Consider the following 19,498-nt stretch of genomic DNA (forward strand, 5'->3'; position numbering starts at 1 on the left):
TATGTTTCAGGCGACCCCCTCGAATGGGGGTTCGGGTCAGCAGGGTGTCACGCGGAGGGCAGGCTCACCCGGAAGACGGTGCGGCCGGGGCGGCTCTCGACGTCGACCGTTCCTCCATGGGCGGCCACGACCGCCCGGACGATCGCGAGCCCGAGGCCGCTGCCACCGGAGGCGCGCGAGCGCGCCTTGTCGGCGCGGACGAAGCGTTCGAAGACCTCGCCCTGGAGGTCCGCGGGAATGCCTGGGCCGTCGTCGGTCACGGTCAGCTCCACCCGTCCGGAACCGGAGCCGGACCCGGGCCGCGCCCCTTCGCGTACGGCACGCTCACGCAGCGCCACGGTGACGGTCGTGCCGGGCGGGGTGTGCGCGCGGGCGTTGCTCAGCAGGTTGACGACCACCTGGTGCAGCCGGTCGGGGTCGCCGGGGACCATGACGGGCTCCTCGGGCAGGTCCAGCCGCCAGCGGTGGCCGGGAGCGTAGACGCGGGCGTCGCCGGTGGCGTCGATCGCCATCCGGGTCAGGTCCACCTCCTCGCGGGCGAGCGGCCGGCCCGCGTCGAGCCGGGTCAGCAGCAGCAGGTCGTCGACCAGCTTGCCCATGCGGGACGACTCCGCGTCGGCGCGCTCCAGGGCGTGCCGCACGTTCGGGGGCACCTCCGCGGGGTCGCGCCGGGCGAGCTGGACGTGGGCGCGGACGGTCGCGAGCGGGGTGCGCAGTTCGTGGCTGGCGTCGGCGGCGAAGGTGCGCATGCGTTCCTCGCTGGCGTGACGGTGGGCCAGCGCCTGCCCGACGTGGCCGAGCATGCGGTTGAAGGCCTGCCCCACCTGCCCGATCTCCGTACGGGGGTCCTCGTCGGGCACCCGGTCGGGCAGCGCCACCTCGCCGTCCGACAGCGGCAGGCGGGCGACGCGCCGGGCGGTGGCCGCGACCCGGTCCAGCGGGCGCAGCGAGAGCCGCACCCACACGGCCCCGGCGACGCCGGTCACGAGCACGACGACGGCGAACACCGCGATCTCCGCCAGTTGCAGACGACGGACCGTGGCGTGCACGTCCGCCAGCGGCAGGCCGGTGAGGAGGACGGCCCCTCCGGAGCTCCGCACGGCCATCAGGCGGTACCGCCCGAGCCGCGACAGGGCCAGGGTGTGCCCCAGGCCGTCGGGCGGCACGGAGGCCAGCGCCCTCTCGTCGGCCGCCGGCAGGGACGGGTCGGCCTGGCCGACCACGGCGGGCGTGCCCACCCGGCCGTCCACCACCCGGACACCGAGCGTGCCGGGCGCCTGCCCGCGGGTGTCCCCGCGCTCGTCGTCGAACGGGCTCCGCCCGTCGTACCCGCGGGGGTGTTCCTCGCGCTCCTCGTGCTCCAGGCTGGCCGCGTACCGGCCGGCCTGCATGGCGAGCTGCTGGTCCACCCGGTCCACCATGAAGCGTTCGAGCAGCAGGGAGGACGCGGTGCCCGCCGCCGCGCAGGCCAGCACGAGCAGCACCAGCGTCCCGGCGACCAGCCGGGCCCGCAGCGTGCGCGGCGGCCCCACCCGCACCCTCACGGCTTGAGGACGTATCCGACGCCCCGCACGGTGTGGATCAGCGCGGGCCGGCCCGCGTCGATCTTCTTGCGCAGATAGCTGATGTACAGCTCGACCACGTGGGCCTGCCCGCCGAAGTCGTACGACCAGACCCGGTCGAGGATCTGCGCCTTGCTGAGCACCCGCCGGGGGTTGCGCATGAGGAAGCGCAGCAGCTCGAACTCGGTCGGGGTGAGCTCGACGAGCTCCCCTCCCCGGGTCACCTCGCGGGCGTCCTCGTCCATCACGAGGTCGCCGACCGTCAGCCGGTCGCCCTCGGCCGTGCGCGCCATCCCCGCGCGGCGCAGCAGCCCGCGCAGCCGGGCGAGCACCTCCTCCAGGCTGAACGGCTTGGTCACGTAGTCGTCCCCGCCGGCGGTGATCCCCGCGATGCGGTCCTCGACGGAGTCGCGGGCGGTGAGGAACAGCACGCAGACGTCCGGGGCCTCCGTGCGGAGGCGGCGCAGCACCTCCAGCCCGTCGAAGTCGGGCAGCATCACGTCCAGCAGCACCGCGTCCGGCAGGAACTCGCGGGCGGTGCGCACCGCCGACGCGCCGTCGCCGGCGGTGCGCACGTCCCACCCCTCGTATTTCAGGACAGCGCCCAGGACCTCGACGAGGTCGGGCTCGTCGTCGACCACGAGGACGCGCACGGGCGTCCCGTCGGGGCGGACCAGATCAGGCAGGCCGTTCGAAGTCGTACGCATGATGATGCCAGGGTCCCCCCCGCCGCTCCGGCGCTTCCTCTGAGAACGCTCTGGAAATCCTATGAGGGGTGTCGGTATGCCCCCGTTCATAGGAAAACGAGAGGTTCGGTTGGCAGCGTGAGTCGCGTACGAGGAAAGGGAGGCACCTTTGACCACGACCTTCACCGGCCGGGCGGCGGCCACCGGGCACGCGCAACCCCCGCCCCGGGGGGTGCGCGCCCGCCCGGAGGCGGTCCTGGCGGTCATCGCCGCGGGGGCGGCCGCCGTCACCGGCCTGTGGTGGGCGCACACGCCCGCGGTCGCCGGCCTCGACGGCTGGCTGACCAACGCGGGCCGGGTCACCGGGCTGCTCGCCGGCTACGCGATCGCCGTCCTGCTGGCGCTGATGGCCCGCGTCCCGGCGCTGGAGCGCGGAGTCGGCGCGGACAGGCTCGCCCGCTGGCACTCGATGGGCGGCCGCTACGTGGTCGGCCTGGCGGTCGCCCACGTGCTGCTGATCACCTGGGGCTACGCCGTGACCGAGCGCACCGACGTGGTGAGCGAGACGGTCACGCTCAACCTGACCTATCCGGACGTGCTCAAGGCCACGGCGGCGCTGCTGCTCCTGGTGGGCGTCGGCGTCGTCTCCGCCCGCAGGATCCGCCCGAGGATGCGGTACGAGACGTGGTTCCACCTGCACTTCTACACCTATCTGGCCACCTGGCTGGCCTTCGGTCACCAGCTGGCCACCGGCGAGGAGTTCATCGGCGACCGGCCTGCCCAGGTCGCGTGGTACGCCCTCTATCTGGGCGTCGCCGCGCTGCTGGTCTGGTACCGCTTCCTCACGCCCGTACGGCTGGCGCTGCGCCACCGGCTCCGGGTGGCGCGGGTGGTGCGGGAGGCGCCCGGCGTCGTCAGCGTCCACGTCACGGGCCGGCGGCTCGACCGGCTGGGGGCCGAGCCGGGCCAGTTCTTCCGCTGGCGGTTCCTCACCAGGGACCTGTGGTGGTCCCCCAACCCCTACTCGCTGTCGGCCGCGCCGCGGAACGGCGAACTGCGGATCACCGTGAAGGACCTGGGCGACCAGAGCCGCTCACTCGCCGGCCTGCGGCCGGGCACCCGCGTGCTCGCCGAGGGCCCGTACGGCGCCCTGACCGGGCGGGCGCGGCGCGCGCGCAGGGTCCTGCTCGTCGCGGGCGGCATCGGCATCACCCCGATGCGCGCACTGTTCGAGGCGCTGCCCGCCGCCCCCGGCGACCTGACCCTCCTCTACCGTGCCCGTGACGCGGGAGACCTGGTCTTCCGGGCCGAACTGGAGGAGATCGCGACGGCGCGGGGCGCGACCCTGCACTACTGCGTCGGCCCGCGCGCCCTCGTCGGCGACCCCTTCACGCCCGAGACGCTGGCCGCGCTCGTGCCCGGCCTGCGCGACCACGAGGTGTACGTCTGCGGGCCCGACGGGATGACCGCCGCCGTCATCGCCGCGCTGCGCGCCGCCGGGGTGCCCCGCCGCCGCGTCCACCACGAGTCGTTCGAGTTCTGACCAGCCCGGATTGGAAGTTCCATGCGCAGAGCCATTCTGGCCGTGCTCGCGACCGCCGTCGGCCTCGTGCTGCTGCTGTCGTTCAAGCCCCACGAGGTGACCTCCCCTGCCGCCCGCCCCGCCGCCGTGACCGAGGGCACCGGCTCCGGCCCCGGAGACCCGCACCCCAGGGCCGACGATGACGATGACGGCGGAGAGGGGGACGGAGACGGCGGGGACGAGGACGGGGACCGGTTCGGCCGGGGATTCCCGGCCCCTCCCGGGTCCCGGGGAACGCAGCCTCAGGGAACGCAGTCGCAGGAGACCCGATCCCAGGGAACACAGGGAAGCTGGACCGGGGCGGGCGCCACCGCCGGCGCCACCAGCGGGGAGAAGACCGTCACCGGTGACTCCGCCGACACCCGGTGGGGGCCGGTGCAGGTGGAGATCGTGATCTCGGGCGGGAAGATGGCCGGGATCAGGGTGCTGGTCGCCCCGCAGAACAACCACCGGGACATCGCGATCAACAACGAGGCGCTGCCGATCCTCGACGATGAGGCGCTGTCGGCCGGGTCGGCCCAGATCGACGTGGTGTCCGGCGCCACCTACACGAGTGACGGTTACATCCGTTCGCTGCAGAGCGCCCTCGACAAGGCCGGTCTCTGATGCGCCACACCGAGCACGTCATGGGCACCGTCTTCTCCTTCGACGTACGCGCCTCCGACCCCGGGCCGTGCGTCGCGGAGGCGGTGGCCTGGCTGCACCACGTGGACGAGGTCTTCTCGACGTACCGGCCGGACAGCGCGGTGAGCCGCCTGGCCCGGGGTGAGATCACCCTGGCCGGCTGCCCCGGGGAGGTGGCGGACGTCCTGCGCCTCTGCGAGTCGGTGGCGCTGGTGTCCCACGGCTACTTCACCCTTCATCCCGGGGGCCGCCTCGATCCCTCCGCCCTCGTCAAGGGCTGGGCGGTCGAGCGCGCCTCGGCCATCCTGCGCGAGGCGGGAGCCTCCGACCACTGCGTGAACGGCGGCGGGGACATCCGGCTGTCCGGCTCGCCCGCGCCGGGCCGGTCCTGGCGGGTCGGCGTCGCCCACCCGCTCCGGCCGGGCGAGCTCGCCGCCGTGGTGTCGGCGACCGACCTCGCCGTGGCGACCTCGGGCACCGCCGAACGCGGCACGCACGTCGTCGACCCGCACACCGGCCGCCCGGCGACCGGGCTGGCCTCGGTGACGGTGGTCGGGCCCGATCTCACCCTGGCCGACGCGTACGCCACGAGCGCCTTCGCCATGGGCTCCGCGGCCAGGAACTGGGTGGAAGGGCTGCGCGGCTACGAGGCCTTCGCCGTCACCCCCTCCGGCGCCACCTGGCACACCTCCGGCTTCCACCCCCGGGTCACGGCCTGACCTTGCAGGCACCTTCGCCGTACGCCCCGCTCAGATCGGTCAACGGCGCACCCGATAGCGCAGATGAAGCACCCGGTTGCCCTGTATCACCACGTCAGGATCCTCCAACAGGTTCTGCGCATGAACCGACCCGAAGTAGCGCTTGCCGGACCCGAACACGACGGGTACGACGTCCATGCGCACCTCGTCGACGAGGCCCGCGGCAAACACCTGTCCACCGACGTCGCCGGCGGCGACCTCGATCATGCGGTCACCCGCAAGCTCCTGCGCCTTGGCCACGGCTGCCTCGACGCCGTCGACGAAGTGAAACGGCGCCCCGGGGTCCCAGCCCTCGGGCATCGGCCGGTGCGACACGACGACCACGTGGTCGATGCCGCCCGGAGGCTTGCCGTCCCAGCCGTCCGTCATGTCGAAGACGTGACGACCGACGATCGTGACTCCAATCTGGTCCCAGTACGGCCGGGTGTAGTCGTAGGACGTCTGCGACACCTTCAGCTCGCCGCTCTCGTCCAACGGGACGTCACCGCTGGACAACCAGTCGAACAGCGGTCCGGGCTGGTCGTTCTCGTCCGCGACGAAGCCGTCCACCGACACCGAGCTGTACATGACCACCCTGCCCACGGGGCTCTCCTCTGCTTTGGGGTGCCCCAAATTAGCGTGGTCGTGAGCTGTCGCTCTTGTAAGAAATCAATCGGCCGGCAGCGGCCAGCCGTCCAGCACGTGGCCGGGATGTTCGCGCAGGAACCGCCGCCGGACTTCGACGTACCGGGTCGGCGTGAGCCCGGTGAACGCCCGGAACTCGTGGCCGAAGTGGGCCTGGTCGAAGTAGCCCGCGCCACCGGCGAGTTCGCCCCAGTCGATCGGTCCGGCGGGGTCGATCGCGAACACGGTGGCGGCGAAGCGGTAGGTGCGGGCCAGCCGCTTCGGCGTAACGCCGATGAGCTCCTTGAACCGCCGCGCCAGATGAGTGCTGCTGACACCGGCTGCCACGCTCAGGTCGCCGATCGCCACCGCCCCGCTGGTCGCCGCGATGACGCTGCTCGTATGGCGGACCAGCCCCAGACCGGCGCTCTCGCACAGCCGTCGCGTCAGCTCCTCCTCGAGCAGCGTCAGCATCTCGTACGGCCCGGCCGCCGTGGCCAGCCGGTCCCGCAGCTCGGCAATGGCGGGCCGGCTCCAAACCTGCTCCACTGTCACCGGCCGGTCACACAGCTCAGCCGCGGGCATCGGCAGGAACGGCGCCAGCCCCCACGGTTTGAAGTGCACACCGACTGACCGGGTCCCCGGCGGATAGCCGAACTCGAAGGCACGGGTGGGCATGGTGACCACGCAGCCGTCGGCGTACTCAGCCGTCTCGATGTCGGTGCCGGCGCGGATGCGGAACGGCGCCCCGAGGTTGACGATGAGCAACGCCGCCGGCATCGGCGGCAGCGTCAGCCGTGCGTACGGCGGTGCACCCTCCAGGTAGTAAAGGTCGTCGATCAGCCCGTCCAGCGGCGGTCGCGGCAATCTGGACACGTACTCCACGCCCACAGTCTCGCCGACGCCTCGCCGGCATCGAGCGCCGGAACGGTCCAGCCGCGCTGCCGACGGACGGCGAGACCGGCGCCGAGGTGATCGCTCAGCAGGTGGAAGCGATCAGCGTCAACGGGCGAGGGCCTGCCTGAGGCGGGTGGTGGCGGTTACGGCGGGCCACATGCGGGTGGCCAGGTTGCGGGCGAGGATGCCGCCGCGCGTCGCGGGGACCAGGAGTGCCGACGCCTGCCCGACGGCGCGCTGCTTGGGCTCGACCAGGCGCCGGTGGGTGGTCTCGTACCGGCGGAAGGCCGCGCCGGGGTCGCCGGGATGGGCGGCCAGCGCCTCGGCGAGGGTGAACGCCCCCGTCATCGCCAGCGTGGAGCCGTCCCCGAACAGTGAGACGCAGGAGGCGGCGTCGCCGAGAAGGGCGACCCTGCCCTTCCACCAGCGGGGCAGGCGCACCTGGCTGACGGAGTCGAAGTAGAGGTCGTCGGCCGTACGCACCCGTTCGAGCAGTTCCGGCGCCCGCCAGGACACGTCCGCGAAGGCGGCGGTCAGCATCCGCTTGTGCTGCTCGGTGTCGCGGTGGTCGAATCCGGGCTCCGCCGGGCTCCGGTAGAGGAAGAACGCACCCGCCGACATGGGGCTGACGGCGACCGCCTTGCCGGGGGTGTTGTGCATGAGGATGTCCCGGCCGGCACCGGCCACCGCCTCGCCGCCGAGCGGCGTCGTCGCGACGTACAGGCCCATGTGGCGTACGAGGCCGCTCTCCTGGCCGAACGTCAGGCGCCGGGTCACCGAGTGCAGGCCGTCGGCTCCGATCACCAGGTCGAAGCGGCGGGGGGCGGCGCGCTCGAAGGTGACGTCCACCCCGTGCTCGTCCTGCGCGAGCGCCGCGATGGAGTCGCCGAGGAGGAACTCGGCGTGGCCGCGGCTCGCCTCGTACAGGATCGACGCGAGGTCACCGCGCGGCACCTCGACCTCGCCCGGACGCTGTACGGCGCGCATGTCCATCCGGGCGACCCGCCTGCCCGCCGCGTCGACGAAGCTGAGCCCGGTCGTCCCCGTGGCGGCCTGGTGCAGCCGGGTCAGGACGCCCATCCGTTTGGCGACCGCGACGGCCGGCCCTCTGACGTCCACCGGGTTTCCGCTGGACCGCACCTCGTCCGCGCGTTCCACGACCGTGACCTGGAACCCGTGTCTGGCCAGCCAGTAGGCCAGCGTCGGTCCCCCGACCCCGGCCCCCGAGATCAGCACCGTGCTCATGACACACCCCTAACCGGAGGAATTTCCTCCGCATTCAGCACGGTATCCTAAGCGGAGGAAAATCGTCCAGATCCCTGTGAGGTGGCCGTGGAGAAGGGGCTGCGCGCCGACGCGCGCCGCAACCGGGATCTGATCGTCACCGCGGCCCGTGAGCTGTTCCTGGAGCAGAACGTCGACGTGCCGCTGGAGGAGGTCGCCCGCCGGGCGGGCGTGGGCGTCGGCACGCTCTACCGCCGCTTTCCCGACCGGGACGCGCTGCTGCGCGCCGTCGGCGAGGAGAGCCTGCGCCGCCTGGCGGACCTGGTGGAGACCGCCGGGCGGGAGGAGCCGGACGCGTGGCACGCGCTGTGCCGCTTCCTGCGCGGTGCGGTCGCCCTGCGGCTGGGCGTCCTCGCCGCGAAACTCGATCCCCTCCTGCACCAACGGCTGCGCGTCGGCGCCGACCTGCGGGAGATCCGGCAGGGGGTCGTCGCCGCCGTCCTGCGGCTGACCGAACGGGCGCAGGCGGACGGCGCGCTGCGCGCCGACATCGGCCCCGGCGACATCGCCCTGCTGATGACCCTGCACGTCTACACGCCACCGGCCGTGCCCGGTGAGGAGGCCATGGCGCGGATGGTGGAGATCATGCTGGACGGCCTGCGCGCCGACCGGGGGTCACCTCTTCCCGGGGTCGCGCTCGACGCCGACGCCCTGCGCCGCTACACCACGGCCGATCCCCCTCCGCCCGCCTGACCAGCCTTTCGTCCCCCGCAGAGGCCGACGAATCCTGCTGCAAAAGGAGTGGTTCCTGGATGCCTTTGTTCAACAGGGACGGCTGCGCGGTGGCGGTATCAAAGATCAAGGCGCTTGTGCTTGAATACGCGAGCCGGGCGCGAGCTACCGGTGAAACGCCCGCAAGCATCGCCTCCAGCCTGCGGGTGCTTGACGCATCGGCGGAACGAGCTATGCGTCCCCGCCAGCGGACCGGCGGGCGAGGATCTCGCGAAACTCGCCGACGGCGGGACGCTCGCGCTGATCGCGTGGTACGGCACGCAGCACCACGCACCCGGTCTCGGTGATGTGGTGGCTGCGGTAGGCGACCGGCAACGGCTCGATCACCCCTGCCGCCAACCGCATTCCCTCGTCGACGCCGCCCCGGGCGACCGCGCAGAGCGCCTCGTGGAGCCGGACGTTGGCACCGTAGCGGTAGATGCGAGCGAGCCTGAGGACGTTATGACGTGCCCGGTCCGCCGCCGGCTCGGCACCCACACCGGCGTAGACCCAGCTCTCCACCAAATGGATCTAACCCGGTTTCCAGAAGTTGGTACGGCCAGACGCCAGCCGGCCACCAGCGGCAGGCGCCTCGCTCACGCTCCTGAATTCGGCCGGGCCGCTAGTTGCTGGGAAGCAAGGAGAAGGCGGGGACGTGGACCGGCCGGACCACACTGAAGTGCCGGACGTCTATGGTGAACACTTGGTTGATCTTCAACCGTTCGGCCACAGCGACAACAGAAGCGTCACCTCCGCCAAGGGGGAGATCGGCGTACCGCTCTACAAGCACCGCGACTCTTGCGAGATCGGCCTTGGTGAGATCGACGAGAGTCATGAGGCCGGACTCGAGAGAGCGAAGAAAAGCCGCTTCGAGTCGCGCGCTGGCCTTGCCCAGCCAGTAACACACCTCAGCCGCAACGAAACCAGTGACACCGAGGTCATGGCCTTCTTTGAACAGACGCTCGAACTCGCGGGCGCACCTCTCGTGATGGGCGTCGTTCCTGATCGCTGCGGCGACAAGCGGCCCCGCGTCGACGAGTATCACCGGTCGGCCCGGAGGGCGACGTCCTCACCGCGCAGCTCTTCGAGCCTTTCGGAGATATCGGTACGTGCGGCGTCGATCGCACCTACCCATGACGGCGGCCAGGCTGAGTCCTCGGTGTGCTCCGACGAGTGAACGAGCCGCAGGGCATGCGCGCGGAGCTCTCCCGCTTGTTCGGGATTGAGCTGGTCGACCAGGCGATGCAGGTCCTCATACTCTTCGGATGCGGCGGTCATGCTTCAAGTCTACGGTCGGAGACCTGCCGTGGTAATCCGAACGCGTGCCATGGCCTCGCCTCAGCTCCACTCAGCGCCCCGCGAGGCCCGAGTCCGTAGCCGCCGGGAATGCTGGAGGAGCCGGGGAGCGGCTGTGGCGATCCTTTCCGGGTGGCCGGTGTCATGCGGTCTGAGGGCTCCGGGACCGCTGCTAGCGTTCCGGGGTGGCGGGAGGAGACGGCGTGCTCGTGCTACACGCGGCCTGGGACGGCGGGCGGCTCGTGCTCTGGGCGGAGGAGGCGGCCGGCGCGGAGCCGGTGACCTCCCGGGCCAGAGTTCGGCCCCATCCCTTCGCCGCCCCGGCGAGCGCTCTCATCGCCGCGCTGCCGGGCTGGGGGGACGCGGCCGCCGAGGCGGCCGGGAAGGCCGTGCCAGGTGAGGTGGTGCTGCTCCTGCCCGGTTCGGCGTCCGGTCCCCTGCCCTCACCGGAGACCGGGCTGCGGGTCGTCGCGCGCCGGCCCGGGATCAGGCCGTGGCGGGTGCCCGCGCTGCTGGTCGGCGCCGGCGCGGCGATGCGCCTGCTGACCGCCTTCGGCGAGGCGGACCACCCGACGGCGGAGTCGCCGGAACCGGACGACCGTCCCGCCGACCTGCTGCCCGGGTCGTCCCTGCGCTATCTCGCGGTCGTCGCGGCCCACGCGCGGGAGCTGGTGCGGCGGGGCAGGGTGCTGCCCCAGCTCGTCACCGAGGACGGCGGCTACGCGGCGCGCTGGCGGCCGGTGCTGACCGGGCCGTGCGCCGACCGCTTCCGGGACCTCGCCGCCGCGATGCCGCCGGTCTGCCGGGCCGTGGAGGAGGAGCGTCCGTCCGCCCACGTGCTGATCGACGCGCTGGCGGGCCTGACCGACGCCGCCGTACGGCAGGCACTGCCGGAGCGCCTGCTGGGCGGGCACCGTCCAGGGCGGCGCTCTCCACTGGCCGACCGGTGGACGGTGGCGCTCACCGGCGACGCGGCGGACCTCCCGGGGGCCAGGCAGGAGGAGGTGGAGGCGCTGGCCCGGCCGCTGCAGGACTGGTTCCGGGCGGCCCACCAGCTCGACGGCCCGGTCAGGGTGTGCTTCCGCCTCGTCGAGCCCGAGCCCGAGTTCGCGCCCGGCTCCGGCACTGGCGCGGGCCTGGACATCGCCGCCGAGTACGCCGCGGCCCACGCGGACGTCGCCGCCGGAGCACCGGCCGGTGCGGATGCTGCGGCCCCGGCCGGCGGCGGCAGGTGGCGGGTGGAGTTCGCCCTCCAGCCGGCCGAGGACCCGAGCCTCTATCTGCCGGCCTCCCTCGTCTGGGCGGGCGAGACCGTGCCCGGCCTGCCCGGGCGGCCGGACGAGACGCTGCTCGCCGGCCTCGGCCGGGCGGCCCGTCTCTATCCGAGGATCGACGACGCGCTCCGGGAGGCCCGGCCGGCGCACGTCGACCTCGACGTGGAGGGCGCCTTCCACTTCCTGCGCCACGCCGCGCCGCTCCTGCAGTCGGCCGGGTTCGGCGTGCAGCTGCCCGCGTGGGCGGGCCGCGCCCGCCTGGGCCTGAAGCTCACCGCGCGGTCGCGCTCCGGGCCGGGCGCCACCGTCGGCCAGGGGTTCGGGCTGGAGCAACTGGTGGACTTCCGGGCCGAGCTGGCCGTCGGCGACGAGACGATCAGCGAGGCGGAGCTGGCCGAGCTGGCCCGGCTCAAGGTGCCGCTGGTCCGGCTGCGCGGACAGTGGGTCGAGCTGGACGCCCGGCAGCTCGGGGCCGCGCTGAAGGCGGTGGAGCGGCGCGGGTCGGGCCAGATGACGGTCGGCGAGGTCGTCCGCGAGGTGGTGCACGGTGGGGACGACGATCTGCCGCTCGTCGGAGTGGACGCCGACGGCCTGCTCGGCGACCTGCTCTCCGGCGAGGCCGACCGCCGTCTCGAACCCGTGGCGACCCCGGCCGCCTTCCACGGGACGCTCCGGCCCTACCAGGAGCGCGGCCTGGCCTGGCTCACCTTCATGTCCCAAATCGGACTCGGCGGCATCCTCGCGGACGACATGGGACTCGGAAAGTGCTTAATGCCCGATTCGCCGGTCTTCATCAACGGTGTGCTCACCTCCGCGGCCGACATCTGGCAGAACCACGCCGTCGACATTCTCGTTGAGGATGGCGGTGAGTGGGGCACCCCGTCGTCCCCACTCTCCACCAATGCGATCGACGCCGAAGGCCGGATGGTACAGGCGCCGTTCACTCGCCTGTACCGCCAGCATGTACGGGAACGGCTTCGCCGGGTCCGCCTGGACGATGGCAGCGAGATCACGATCACCAAGCGGCATCGTCTGCTCGGTGTCAACGGTTGGACTCGCGACATCCAGCCCGGCGACCGAATCTGCGTGCCTCGCCGCATCCGTTGGGAGGGGGAGCCGGTCGATCCGGACCTCACCGTTTTTCTGGCATGGCAAATAAGCGAGGGTCATGAGAATCGCAAGGCGGATTTACGAATCACCCAGAAGGACCGCGCCGTTCTCGACGCCCTCCGTGAGCGTATTCTCCGAGTCGGCGCTCGCCACGGGCTGTCCGTAAACAATCCGACCATCCGATCTACACGGAACGTTCACGATCTGCGCCTGTGCAGCATCGACTACGCCGCGTTCCTTGCCGCCCGGGGCTACGAGTGGGGCCATCTCTCCGCCGCGAAGCGCATTCCTGACTTCATCATGGCCGCTGACGACGACACGGTCCGGCTCTTCCTCAGGGAGTTCTTCACGGCCGAAGGCAGTGTCATCGCGGGAATGCGGATGATCGAGGTCGCGTCCGCCTCGCGCTGGCTTATGTCCCAGCTGAACATCATGCTCCGCCGTTTCGGAATCTGGCTGCGGACGACCGAGAAGATGAAGGCCGCCACCAACGGCACTGGAATCAGGCGGCCTTATCAAATCGGTATGATCGGCGGTCCCGGGCTTCGATTGTTCCGCGATCTCATCGGGTTCTCCGACCCGGTGAAGCAGGCCAAGCTGGACAACCTCTCCGCGAAGCCGGCCAACTCGAACGTGGAGGGCGTACCAGGGAGCGATCTCCTGGTACTCGCTCAGGCCTCCACCGGCCTTCCCATGCGCCATTTCGGCGTCGGTACCGTCTACTTCACGGGAACCCAGGAGCTTTCCCCGAAGAGCGCGGCCATGGCGGTTCAGGCGATGGACCGGATGTTGTCCGGCGCAGCGGAACGCGAACATTCGATACAACCGGCCAACCGATGGACCGGGAGGGTCACCGCCGCCTATCGCGCCTTGGATCGGGACGCCTTGCGCGCCATCCGTGATGAGCTCGCCATGCGGGCGGAACGTGAGGTCTTCTACACGCGGGTCGTCTCGGTGGAAGAGGTCGATCACGAGGGATACGTCTACGACTTCGAGGTGGCGGAACACCACAGCTTCGTCGCCGGAGGCATCCTCTGCCACAACACCGCACAGACCCTATCGTTGCTGGTCAATGAGCGTGAGCAAGAAGGACGGGTGGGGGCGACGCTGCTGGTGTGCCCGATGTCGCTGCTCAGCAACTGGCAGAAGGAGGCCGCCCGGTTCGCGCCGTCGCTGGAGGTCTACCTCCACCACGGCTCGGGCCGCCTGCGCGGCGCGGAACTGGCCGAGCGGGTCGCCGGGGCCGACATCGTCCTCACCACGTACGGCACCGCGTTGCGCGACCGCGACGTCCTCGCCGGGTTCTCCTGGGCCCGGGTCGTCTGCGACGAGGCGCAGGCCGTCAAGAACTCGGCCGCGCGGCAGGCGCAGGCCGTGCGCTCACTCCCGGCGCGGACGAGGCTGGCGCTGACCGGCACGCCGGTCGAGAACCATCTGGCCGAGCTGTGGTCGATCATGGAGTTCTGCAATCCCGGTCTGCTCGGACCGGCGCGGGCCTTCCGCGACCGCTACCAGGAACCGATCGAACGGCACGGCGACGAGGCGGCGACCGCCGCGCTCAAGCGGGCCACCGGCCCGTTCGTGCTCCGGCGCCTCAAGACCGACAAGACGATCATCTCCGACCTGCCGGACAAGATGGAGATGAAGGTCTGGTGCACGCTCACCCCGGAGCAGGCGACGCTCTACCAGGCGGTGGTCGAGGACATGATGGGCCGGATCGCCGGCAGCGAGGGCATCGAGCGGCGCGGAAACGTCCTGGCCGCGATGACCCGGCTCAAGCAGGTCTGCAACCACCCCGCCCACCTGCTCAAGGACGGCTCGCGACTGGCCGGGCGGTCGGGGAAGCTGGCCCGGCTGGAGGAACTGGCCGAGGAGATCGTCAGCGAGGGCGACAAGGCGCTGGTCTTCACGCAGTACGCCGAGTTCGGCTCGATGCTGCAGCCCTACCTGGCGGCGCGTCTCGACCGCCCGGTGCTCTGGCTGCACGGCGGGCTGCCGAAGAGGACGCGCGACGCGCTGGTCGAGCGGTTCCAGACCGGCGACGAGCCGATGATCTTCCTCCTGTCGCTGAAGGCGGCGGGCACCGGGCTGAACCTCACCGCCGCCAACCACGTCGTCCACGTGGACCGGTGGTGGAACCCGGCCGTGGAGAACCAGGCGACCGACCGGGCGTTCCGCATCGGGCAGACCCGGAACGTGCAGGTCAGGAAGTTCATCTGCGCGGGCACCCTGGAGGAGCGGATCGACGAGATGATCGAGCGCAAGCAGGCCCTGGCCGAGAGCGTCGTCGGGACGGGCGAGGACTGGATCGCCGGGCTGTCCACGGCGGAACTGCGCGAGCTGTTCCGCCTGTCCCCCGAGGCGGTGAGCTGAGTGCCCGTCGGACGGGACGGCTGGTTCGAGGCCGCGCGGCCCATCAGGGTCGACGGCGGCATCCGGGCGCGCTCGAAGCGGGGGTCCATCGGCGAGCAGTGGTGGTCGCGGCGGTTCGTCGACCTCCTCGAACTCGTCTGCGACGCGGGCCGGCTGCAGCGGGGGCGCGCGTACGCGCGGCGGGGCCAGGTGCTCGACCTCGACCTCGGTCCCGGCCTGGTGAAGGCCAGGGTGCAGGGCTCGCGCACTGAGCCGTACGACGTGAGCGTGCGGATCACGGCGTACGGCGCGGACGAGTGGGCGGAGCTGACCGGGGCGCTGGGCGCGCGGGCCGTGCACCGCGCCAAGCTGCTCGCCGGGGAGATGCCGCCGGAGATCGAGGACGTCTTCGAACAGTGCGGGCTGCCGCTCTTCCCGGGCGAGCGCGGGCTCGACATGGAGTGCTCCTGCCCCGACTGGGGGTTCCCCTGCAAGCACCTGTCCGCGGTGCTCTACCTGCTGGCCGAGGCGTTCGACGAGGACCCGTTCCTCGTGCTGGCCTGGCGCGGCATGGCCAGGGACGCGCTGCTCGACGCCCTCCGCCACACCGGCGGGCGGGCCGATGGGAAGGACGGCGGGAGACCGGCTCTGCTCGATGTGGCCGACGTCCCGTTCGCGGAGCGCGTCGGCGACTTCTACGAGTCAGGCGCCTCACCGGCCCGCCTCGGCCCGCCGGCCGATCCCGGCTCGCCCTCCGACCTGCTGCTGCGGGCGCTCGACCCGCCGCCGGTCAAGGCCAGGCACATCCCGCTCCTCGACCTGTTGCGGCCCGCGTACCGGGCCTTCGCCGTCGAGGACGACGCGTAGCGGGACGCGTGGGTCAGGTGTCGACGAAGTCGCGCGGGACCATCACCCGCATGCCGTTGGGGATGGTCTTCAGCACGAGCGGGGTACGCAGCCGCACCTCGCCGTCGATGTCGGCGGCCAGTGGCGGGTCGGTCTCCAGCAGCATCTCCTGGCCGGTCACGAACGGGCCGCCCGCGAGGCTGGTCCACTTGCCGGTGGTCGCCCGTACGAGCGTCTCGCCGAGCAGCCGCAGCCGCTTGCCCGAGCCGAGCTGGTAGGCGACGAGCCTGCGGTTGTCGATGCTGACGTCCCTGGCGATCTGCCAGCCGCCGTGGAACCGGCCGTTGGCGATGTTGAGCTGGTGGGTCAGCAGCTCGTGGCGTTTGCCGTCCACGGTGATGTAGGCGCGGAACGGCCGGTGCCCCGGCAGGATCGTGAGCGCGGTCAGCGGGTAGGCGGCCCGGCCGAGCACGCGCTTGACCCACGGCCGCACGGTGCCGGCCACCTCGACCGACACGCCGAAGCTCGCGAGGTTGGCGAAGGGCCGGTCACCGCACATGCCGAGGTCGATGTCGGCCACCTTGCCGCCGCTGAACACGCCGACCGCACCCGCGAGGTCGAGCGGCAGCCCGAGGCTGCGGGCGAAGTTGTTGGTGGTGCCGAGGGGCAGCACGCCGAGGGCGACGTCGCGGCCGGCCACATGCCGGACCGAGCTGCTCAGCGTGCCGTCTCCGCCGCCGACCACGAGGAGGTCGGGCCCGGCGTCGAGCGCGCGGGTGAGCGCGTCGCGCAGCCGGGAGGGGTCGGTCACCGGATGGACGCCGGTGAGCCGGAAGTCCCCCTCCTTCAGCAGCCGCAGCACCTCCGCGTAACGGCGGCGGCCTCGCCTGGACCTGGTGTTCACGACGACGGCGGCCTTCCGGTCCCGGTGGATGGCCGCGGTGTGATCCGCCTTGCTCCGCACGCTGACATGCTAGGGGCCGCCGGGCGCGGGCGCGCATCGCCGCCGGCCGTACCCGGCCCCGGATCGGGACGCCTCCGGACATGGACGTGCCCGGCGCGCCGTCCGGGAGCGGACGGCGGCCGGGCACGGTGACCCTGCACTGTGACCCTTGGGTGGCCTCACGCCACCCGGGGGCCGTTACTTCTTGGCGGGAGTGATCTGGACGATCGCGCCCATGTTGAGCGGCAGCGGGCTGACCAGCTTGATCTGGACGCCGAGCTGCTTGCCCTCGTCACCGGGGTTGCCGCTGCCGAGGATCGCGCCGCCGATGTCGGTGCCGTAGAGGTCGGTCACCGGCGTGCCGTCGGGGTTGACGATCCTGGTCGAGTACGGCTGGTTGTCCTTGGACGGGATGACGACGGAGGCGTCGCGGTGGCGGTAGTACAGGCTGCCGTTGCGAAGCTCCAGGCCGGGGTACCAGCCCTTCGCGTCCGTGAACTCCTTCACCGCGGACTGCTTGCCGAACGAGGTGCAGTACTCCGTGAACGGCTCGCCCTCGACGCACTCCTTGAAGGGGTACGTCCCGGCGAAGTTGAACGCGGCGTTCGACGACTGCGGGCGCGACGGGAGGTTCTTGAGCGTGCTCGGGTCGTGCGCCGCCGCCTCGCCCGTACGGCGCAGCGGCTCGAAGTGCGAGTCCACGAGGAGCAGCTGACCCTTCGGGCCCACCGACGGCAGGTCGAACGTCGTGTCGGAGACGTTGTTGTCGCCCTGCGAGGTGTCGCGGTACCAGACGAGCAGACCGGGGGCGTTGTACGCGACCTTCTCGACCTTCCACGCGCCGTCGCGCAGCCAGGTCGTGTCGTAGGCGTACTTCAGGCCCTCGTCGAACCCGTCGAAGTTGCGCCACTCGGCGAGGTAGTACTGCGCCGCCTGCACCCGGCCGGAGTGGATGATCCAGCCGGCGCCGGTGGAGTCGGTGAACGTGCCCTTGACGGTCGTCCAGCCGTTGGCGCCGCCCTCGACGTCGTCGGTCCAGACCGCGGTGGCGCCGTTGGTGACCGAGAAGTCGTCGTTGAACCAGCCGCGCTCCACCGAGGCCGCGTCCGTGTTGTACCGGAAGCGGATCTGCACGGTCTTCCCGGCGAACGGCGCCAGGTCGGCGTACAGGTGGTGCCAGCCGTCGCTCTCGCCGGTCAGGCCGTACTTCTTGTTTCCGTAGTCCTTCAGGCGGCCGTTGGGGTCGGTGTAGTCGTCACCGGTGCTGACGAGCGTGCCGTCCTCGTCGAAGATCTTCTGCTCGGCCCAGGTGGCGCCGCCGTCGGCGGACACCTCGAAGAAGCCGAAGTCCCAGTCGGCCTCGATGCCCCAGTCGCTCCACCAGCGGAACTTCACGTCCGAGCCGGCCGGCACGGCGACGGTCCTGACCAGCTTCTGGTCGGCCCAGTTCTGGTCGCTGTTGGACCACCACATGTTCGACCCGCTGTGCGGGGTGGACATGATGTTCAGCTTGTCCGGCAGGTTGATCCGTACGCCGTCCTCGGTGCCCTTCGGCGTCCGGGAGGCCTGCCCGATCACGGCGAGCTGCTTGGCCGCGCCCGGCTCGATGATCTTCGGGTTGGCCCAGCCGAGAACCCACTTGTCCCAGAGGCTCATGTGCGTCGGCAGGGACTGGAAGATCGGCCCGGAGTGCGAGCCGCTCGACATCAGGTCCCAGAAGTCGACGTCGGAGTCGCCCGCGCCGGAGGTGTCGTACAGGTCCGGCAGGCCGAGGTCGTGGCCGTACTCGTGGGCGAACACGCCCACGCCGGAGTCCTCGGGCTGGAGGATGTAGTTGGAGATCTTCTTGTTCGTGCCGGGGATCGTGTAGCCGCCCGCCACGTCGCTGGAGTGGGCCCACAGGGCGAACGTGCCCTCGTTGCCGCCGCCGCCGGACTTGTCCTCGCCCGCGTGGATCAGCACGAGGTGGTCGATGACGCCGTCGGGCTCGTCGAAGTTGCCGTCGCCGTCGGCGTCGGAGACGTCCTCGACGTCGTAGTCGGCCCAGGGGAAGGAGGGGTTCGACTTCACCAGCGTGTCGACCGCGTCGACCGCGAGCTGGGCGGCGCCGCGCGGGTTGTCCGGGTGGCCGGTCATGTCCTGCGGGTAGGTGCCGCACTTGCCGGCGCCGTACCACGCCTCGGAGTGCGGGACCTTCAGCCAGCCGACCGCCTGGCCGGTGACGGTGTAGGCGCCCTTCGACAGCTCCTCGTACATGTTCTTCATGGTGGAGCCGGAGATGTCGATGCCCTTCTTGCCGTCCCGGGGGTCCTTCAGGTCCGGCCGGACCCGGGTCGTGATCCCCTTGGAGGTGTAGAGCATGTTGTTGTAGTGGGCGGTGTTGAAGTCCGCCACCCACATGGAGTTGTTGTCCTTGCCCCCGCCGCCGGCCGTCGCCGGGTTGGGGATGTTGTTGTGCAGCGGGCCGTTCAGCTTGGTGCCGGCCGGCTCGGTCACGCAGTCGTTGACGTCGTCGGTCGTCTTCGGGTGCGACCAGCCGGAGAAGTCGTCGTTGGCCTGGTCGTTGAACTCGACCAGCAGCGTGAGCAGCTTGGCGGTGCGGGTCGTCTTCGCCTTCTTGTAGATGAAGTCGAAGGGGTTCTTGCCGGTCCTGATCGCCTGCTTCTCGTGCTGCGCCAGCACGCGCGCCGCGACGGGGTTGCCGGCCGCGAACTTGTGGTCGATCGCCGCGGCGAGGGCGGCGGTGCGCTTGGCCCCCTTCGGCGGGACCTTCTCCTCGGTGGTGGTGAAGTCGCCCTGCACACGCGGCGGCGCGTAGTTGATGTAGTGGTCGGAGGCCGACGGCTGGTAACTCGCCGTAGGCGCCGCCGCCGCACCGGCCGCGGCCAGACCTCCTGCCGCCAGCCCGAGCGCGGGCACGATCGCGGCGAGACGCCGGATTCTCTTGGACAACGAGATCCCTTCCCGTCC

At 71.5% G+C, this 19,498-nt stretch carries 16 protein-coding genes and 1 pseudogene; 7 read left to right on the forward strand and 10 right to left on the reverse strand.

Features of this window, described 5'->3' with window-relative positions:
- Nucleotides 1-47 precede the first annotated feature (47 nt).
- Together Mam01_RS22850 and Mam01_RS22855 are read right to left on the reverse strand one after the other, a co-directional pair.
- On the reverse strand, nt 48-1,544 hold the full coding sequence (locus tag Mam01_RS22850; protein ID WP_239101529.1) for a sensor histidine kinase: 1,497 nt from the start codon (nt 1,542-1,544) through the stop codon (nt 48-50).
- Entirely contained in the window at nt 1,541-2,269 is a 729-nt protein-coding gene (locus Mam01_RS22855) for a response regulator transcription factor (RefSeq protein WP_275409065.1), read from the reverse strand. The genes Mam01_RS22850 and Mam01_RS22855 overlap by 4 nt, the downstream gene beginning before the upstream one ends.
- A 148-nt stretch (nt 2,270-2,417) precedes the next feature.
- Here Mam01_RS22855 and Mam01_RS22860 point away from each other — a divergent pair, with 148 nt between their 5' ends.
- Genes Mam01_RS22860 through Mam01_RS22870 form a run of 3 tightly spaced genes read left to right on the forward strand, consistent with a single transcriptional unit; the run spans nt 2,418 to nt 5,173 of the window.
- Nucleotides 2,418-3,791: a ferredoxin reductase family protein gene (locus Mam01_RS22860; protein WP_204287255.1), complete on the forward strand. Its 1,374-nt coding sequence runs from the start codon at nt 2,418-2,420 to the stop codon at nt 3,789-3,791.
- 21 nt (nt 3,792-3,812) lie between these two features.
- Nucleotides 3,813-4,436 (forward strand): FMN-binding protein, encoded by a 624-nt coding sequence (locus Mam01_RS22865; protein ID WP_204287256.1) that lies wholly within the window; start codon nt 3,813-3,815, stop codon nt 4,434-4,436.
- On the forward strand, nt 4,436-5,173 hold the full coding sequence (locus Mam01_RS22870) for an FAD:protein FMN transferase (protein WP_204287257.1): 738 nt from the start codon (nt 4,436-4,438) through the stop codon (nt 5,171-5,173). Before Mam01_RS22865 ends, Mam01_RS22870 begins: the two co-directional genes overlap by 1 nt.
- Nucleotides 5,174-5,212: 39 nt before the next feature.
- Here the strand turns inward: Mam01_RS22870 and Mam01_RS22875 are convergent, their stop codons facing one another.
- From Mam01_RS22875 to Mam01_RS22885, 3 genes are all read right to left on the reverse strand, one after another.
- On the reverse strand, nt 5,213-5,794 hold the full coding sequence (locus Mam01_RS22875) for a dihydrofolate reductase family protein (protein WP_204287258.1): 582 nt from the start codon (nt 5,792-5,794) through the stop codon (nt 5,213-5,215).
- 66 nt (nt 5,795-5,860) lie between these two features.
- On the reverse strand, nt 5,861-6,700 hold the full coding sequence (locus tag Mam01_RS22880) for a helix-turn-helix domain-containing protein (RefSeq protein WP_204287259.1): 840 nt from the start codon (nt 6,698-6,700) through the stop codon (nt 5,861-5,863).
- A gap of 117 nt (nt 6,701-6,817) precedes the next feature.
- Nucleotides 6,818-7,957: an FAD-dependent monooxygenase gene (locus Mam01_RS22885; protein WP_204287260.1), complete on the reverse strand. Its 1,140-nt coding sequence runs from the start codon at nt 7,955-7,957 to the stop codon at nt 6,818-6,820.
- 81 nt (nt 7,958-8,038) lie between these two features.
- Here Mam01_RS22885 and Mam01_RS22890 point away from each other — a divergent pair, with 81 nt between their 5' ends.
- A complete protein-coding gene (locus Mam01_RS22890) occupies nt 8,039-8,689 on the forward strand; it encodes a TetR/AcrR family transcriptional regulator (RefSeq protein ID WP_204287261.1) in 651 nt (216 codons plus the stop codon).
- A 210-nt stretch (nt 8,690-8,899) separates the two neighbouring features.
- On the opposite strand, the gene Mam01_RS22895 is transcribed toward Mam01_RS22890, so the two are convergent.
- The 3 genes from Mam01_RS22895 to Mam01_RS22905 form a co-directional block, all read right to left on the reverse strand.
- Nucleotides 8,900-9,229, reverse strand: a complete 330-nt coding sequence (locus Mam01_RS22895) for a hypothetical protein (RefSeq protein ID WP_204287262.1) — start codon at nt 9,227-9,229, stop codon at nt 8,900-8,902.
- 100 nt (nt 9,230-9,329) lie between these two features.
- Nucleotides 9,330-9,752 (reverse strand): type II toxin-antitoxin system VapC family toxin, encoded by a 423-nt coding sequence (locus Mam01_RS22900; RefSeq protein ID WP_204287263.1) that lies wholly within the window; start codon nt 9,750-9,752, stop codon nt 9,330-9,332.
- The gene (locus Mam01_RS22905) at nt 9,749-9,985 is read right to left on the reverse strand and encodes a hypothetical protein (RefSeq protein ID WP_204287264.1); all 237 of its coding nucleotides are present in this window, start codon (nt 9,983-9,985) and stop codon (nt 9,749-9,751) included. The genes Mam01_RS22900 and Mam01_RS22905 overlap by 4 nt, the downstream gene beginning before the upstream one ends.
- A gap of 806 nt (nt 9,986-10,791) precedes the next feature.
- On the opposite strand from Mam01_RS22905, the pseudogene Mam01_RS36845 reads away from it, so the two are divergent.
- The 3 genes and pseudogenes from Mam01_RS36845 to Mam01_RS22920 form a co-directional block, all read left to right on the forward strand.
- Nucleotides 10,792-11,799: pseudogene (locus Mam01_RS36845) on the forward strand (SNF2 helicase-associated domain-containing protein); the annotation flags it as partial.
- Between the two features lie 402 nt (nt 11,800-12,201).
- Nucleotides 12,202-14,760 carry an SNF2-related protein gene (locus Mam01_RS22915; RefSeq protein WP_204287302.1) on the forward strand — a complete coding sequence of 853 codons (2,559 nt, stop codon included), beginning with the start codon at nt 12,202-12,204 and terminating at the stop codon, nt 14,758-14,760.
- Nucleotides 14,761-15,606 (forward strand): SWIM zinc finger family protein, encoded by an 846-nt coding sequence (locus Mam01_RS22920; protein ID WP_204287265.1) that lies wholly within the window; start codon nt 14,761-14,763, stop codon nt 15,604-15,606. It abuts the gene before it with no gap.
- Between the two features lie 13 nt (nt 15,607-15,619).
- Here Mam01_RS22920 and Mam01_RS22925 read toward each other — a convergent pair whose 3' ends face one another.
- The gene (locus tag Mam01_RS22925) at nt 15,620-16,549 is read right to left on the reverse strand and encodes a diacylglycerol/lipid kinase family protein (protein WP_204287266.1); all 930 of its coding nucleotides are present in this window, start codon (nt 16,547-16,549) and stop codon (nt 15,620-15,622) included.
- Between the two features lie 177 nt (nt 16,550-16,726).
- On the reverse strand, nt 16,727-19,480 hold the full coding sequence (locus Mam01_RS22930; RefSeq protein WP_239101530.1) for an immune inhibitor A domain-containing protein: 2,754 nt from the start codon (nt 19,478-19,480) through the stop codon (nt 16,727-16,729).
- Nucleotides 19,481-19,498: the final 18 nt, after the last annotated feature.

It is taken from the genome of Microbispora amethystogenes, assembly GCF_016863015.1.
GTDB lineage: Bacteria > Actinomycetota > Actinomycetes > Streptosporangiales > Streptosporangiaceae > Microbispora > Microbispora amethystogenes.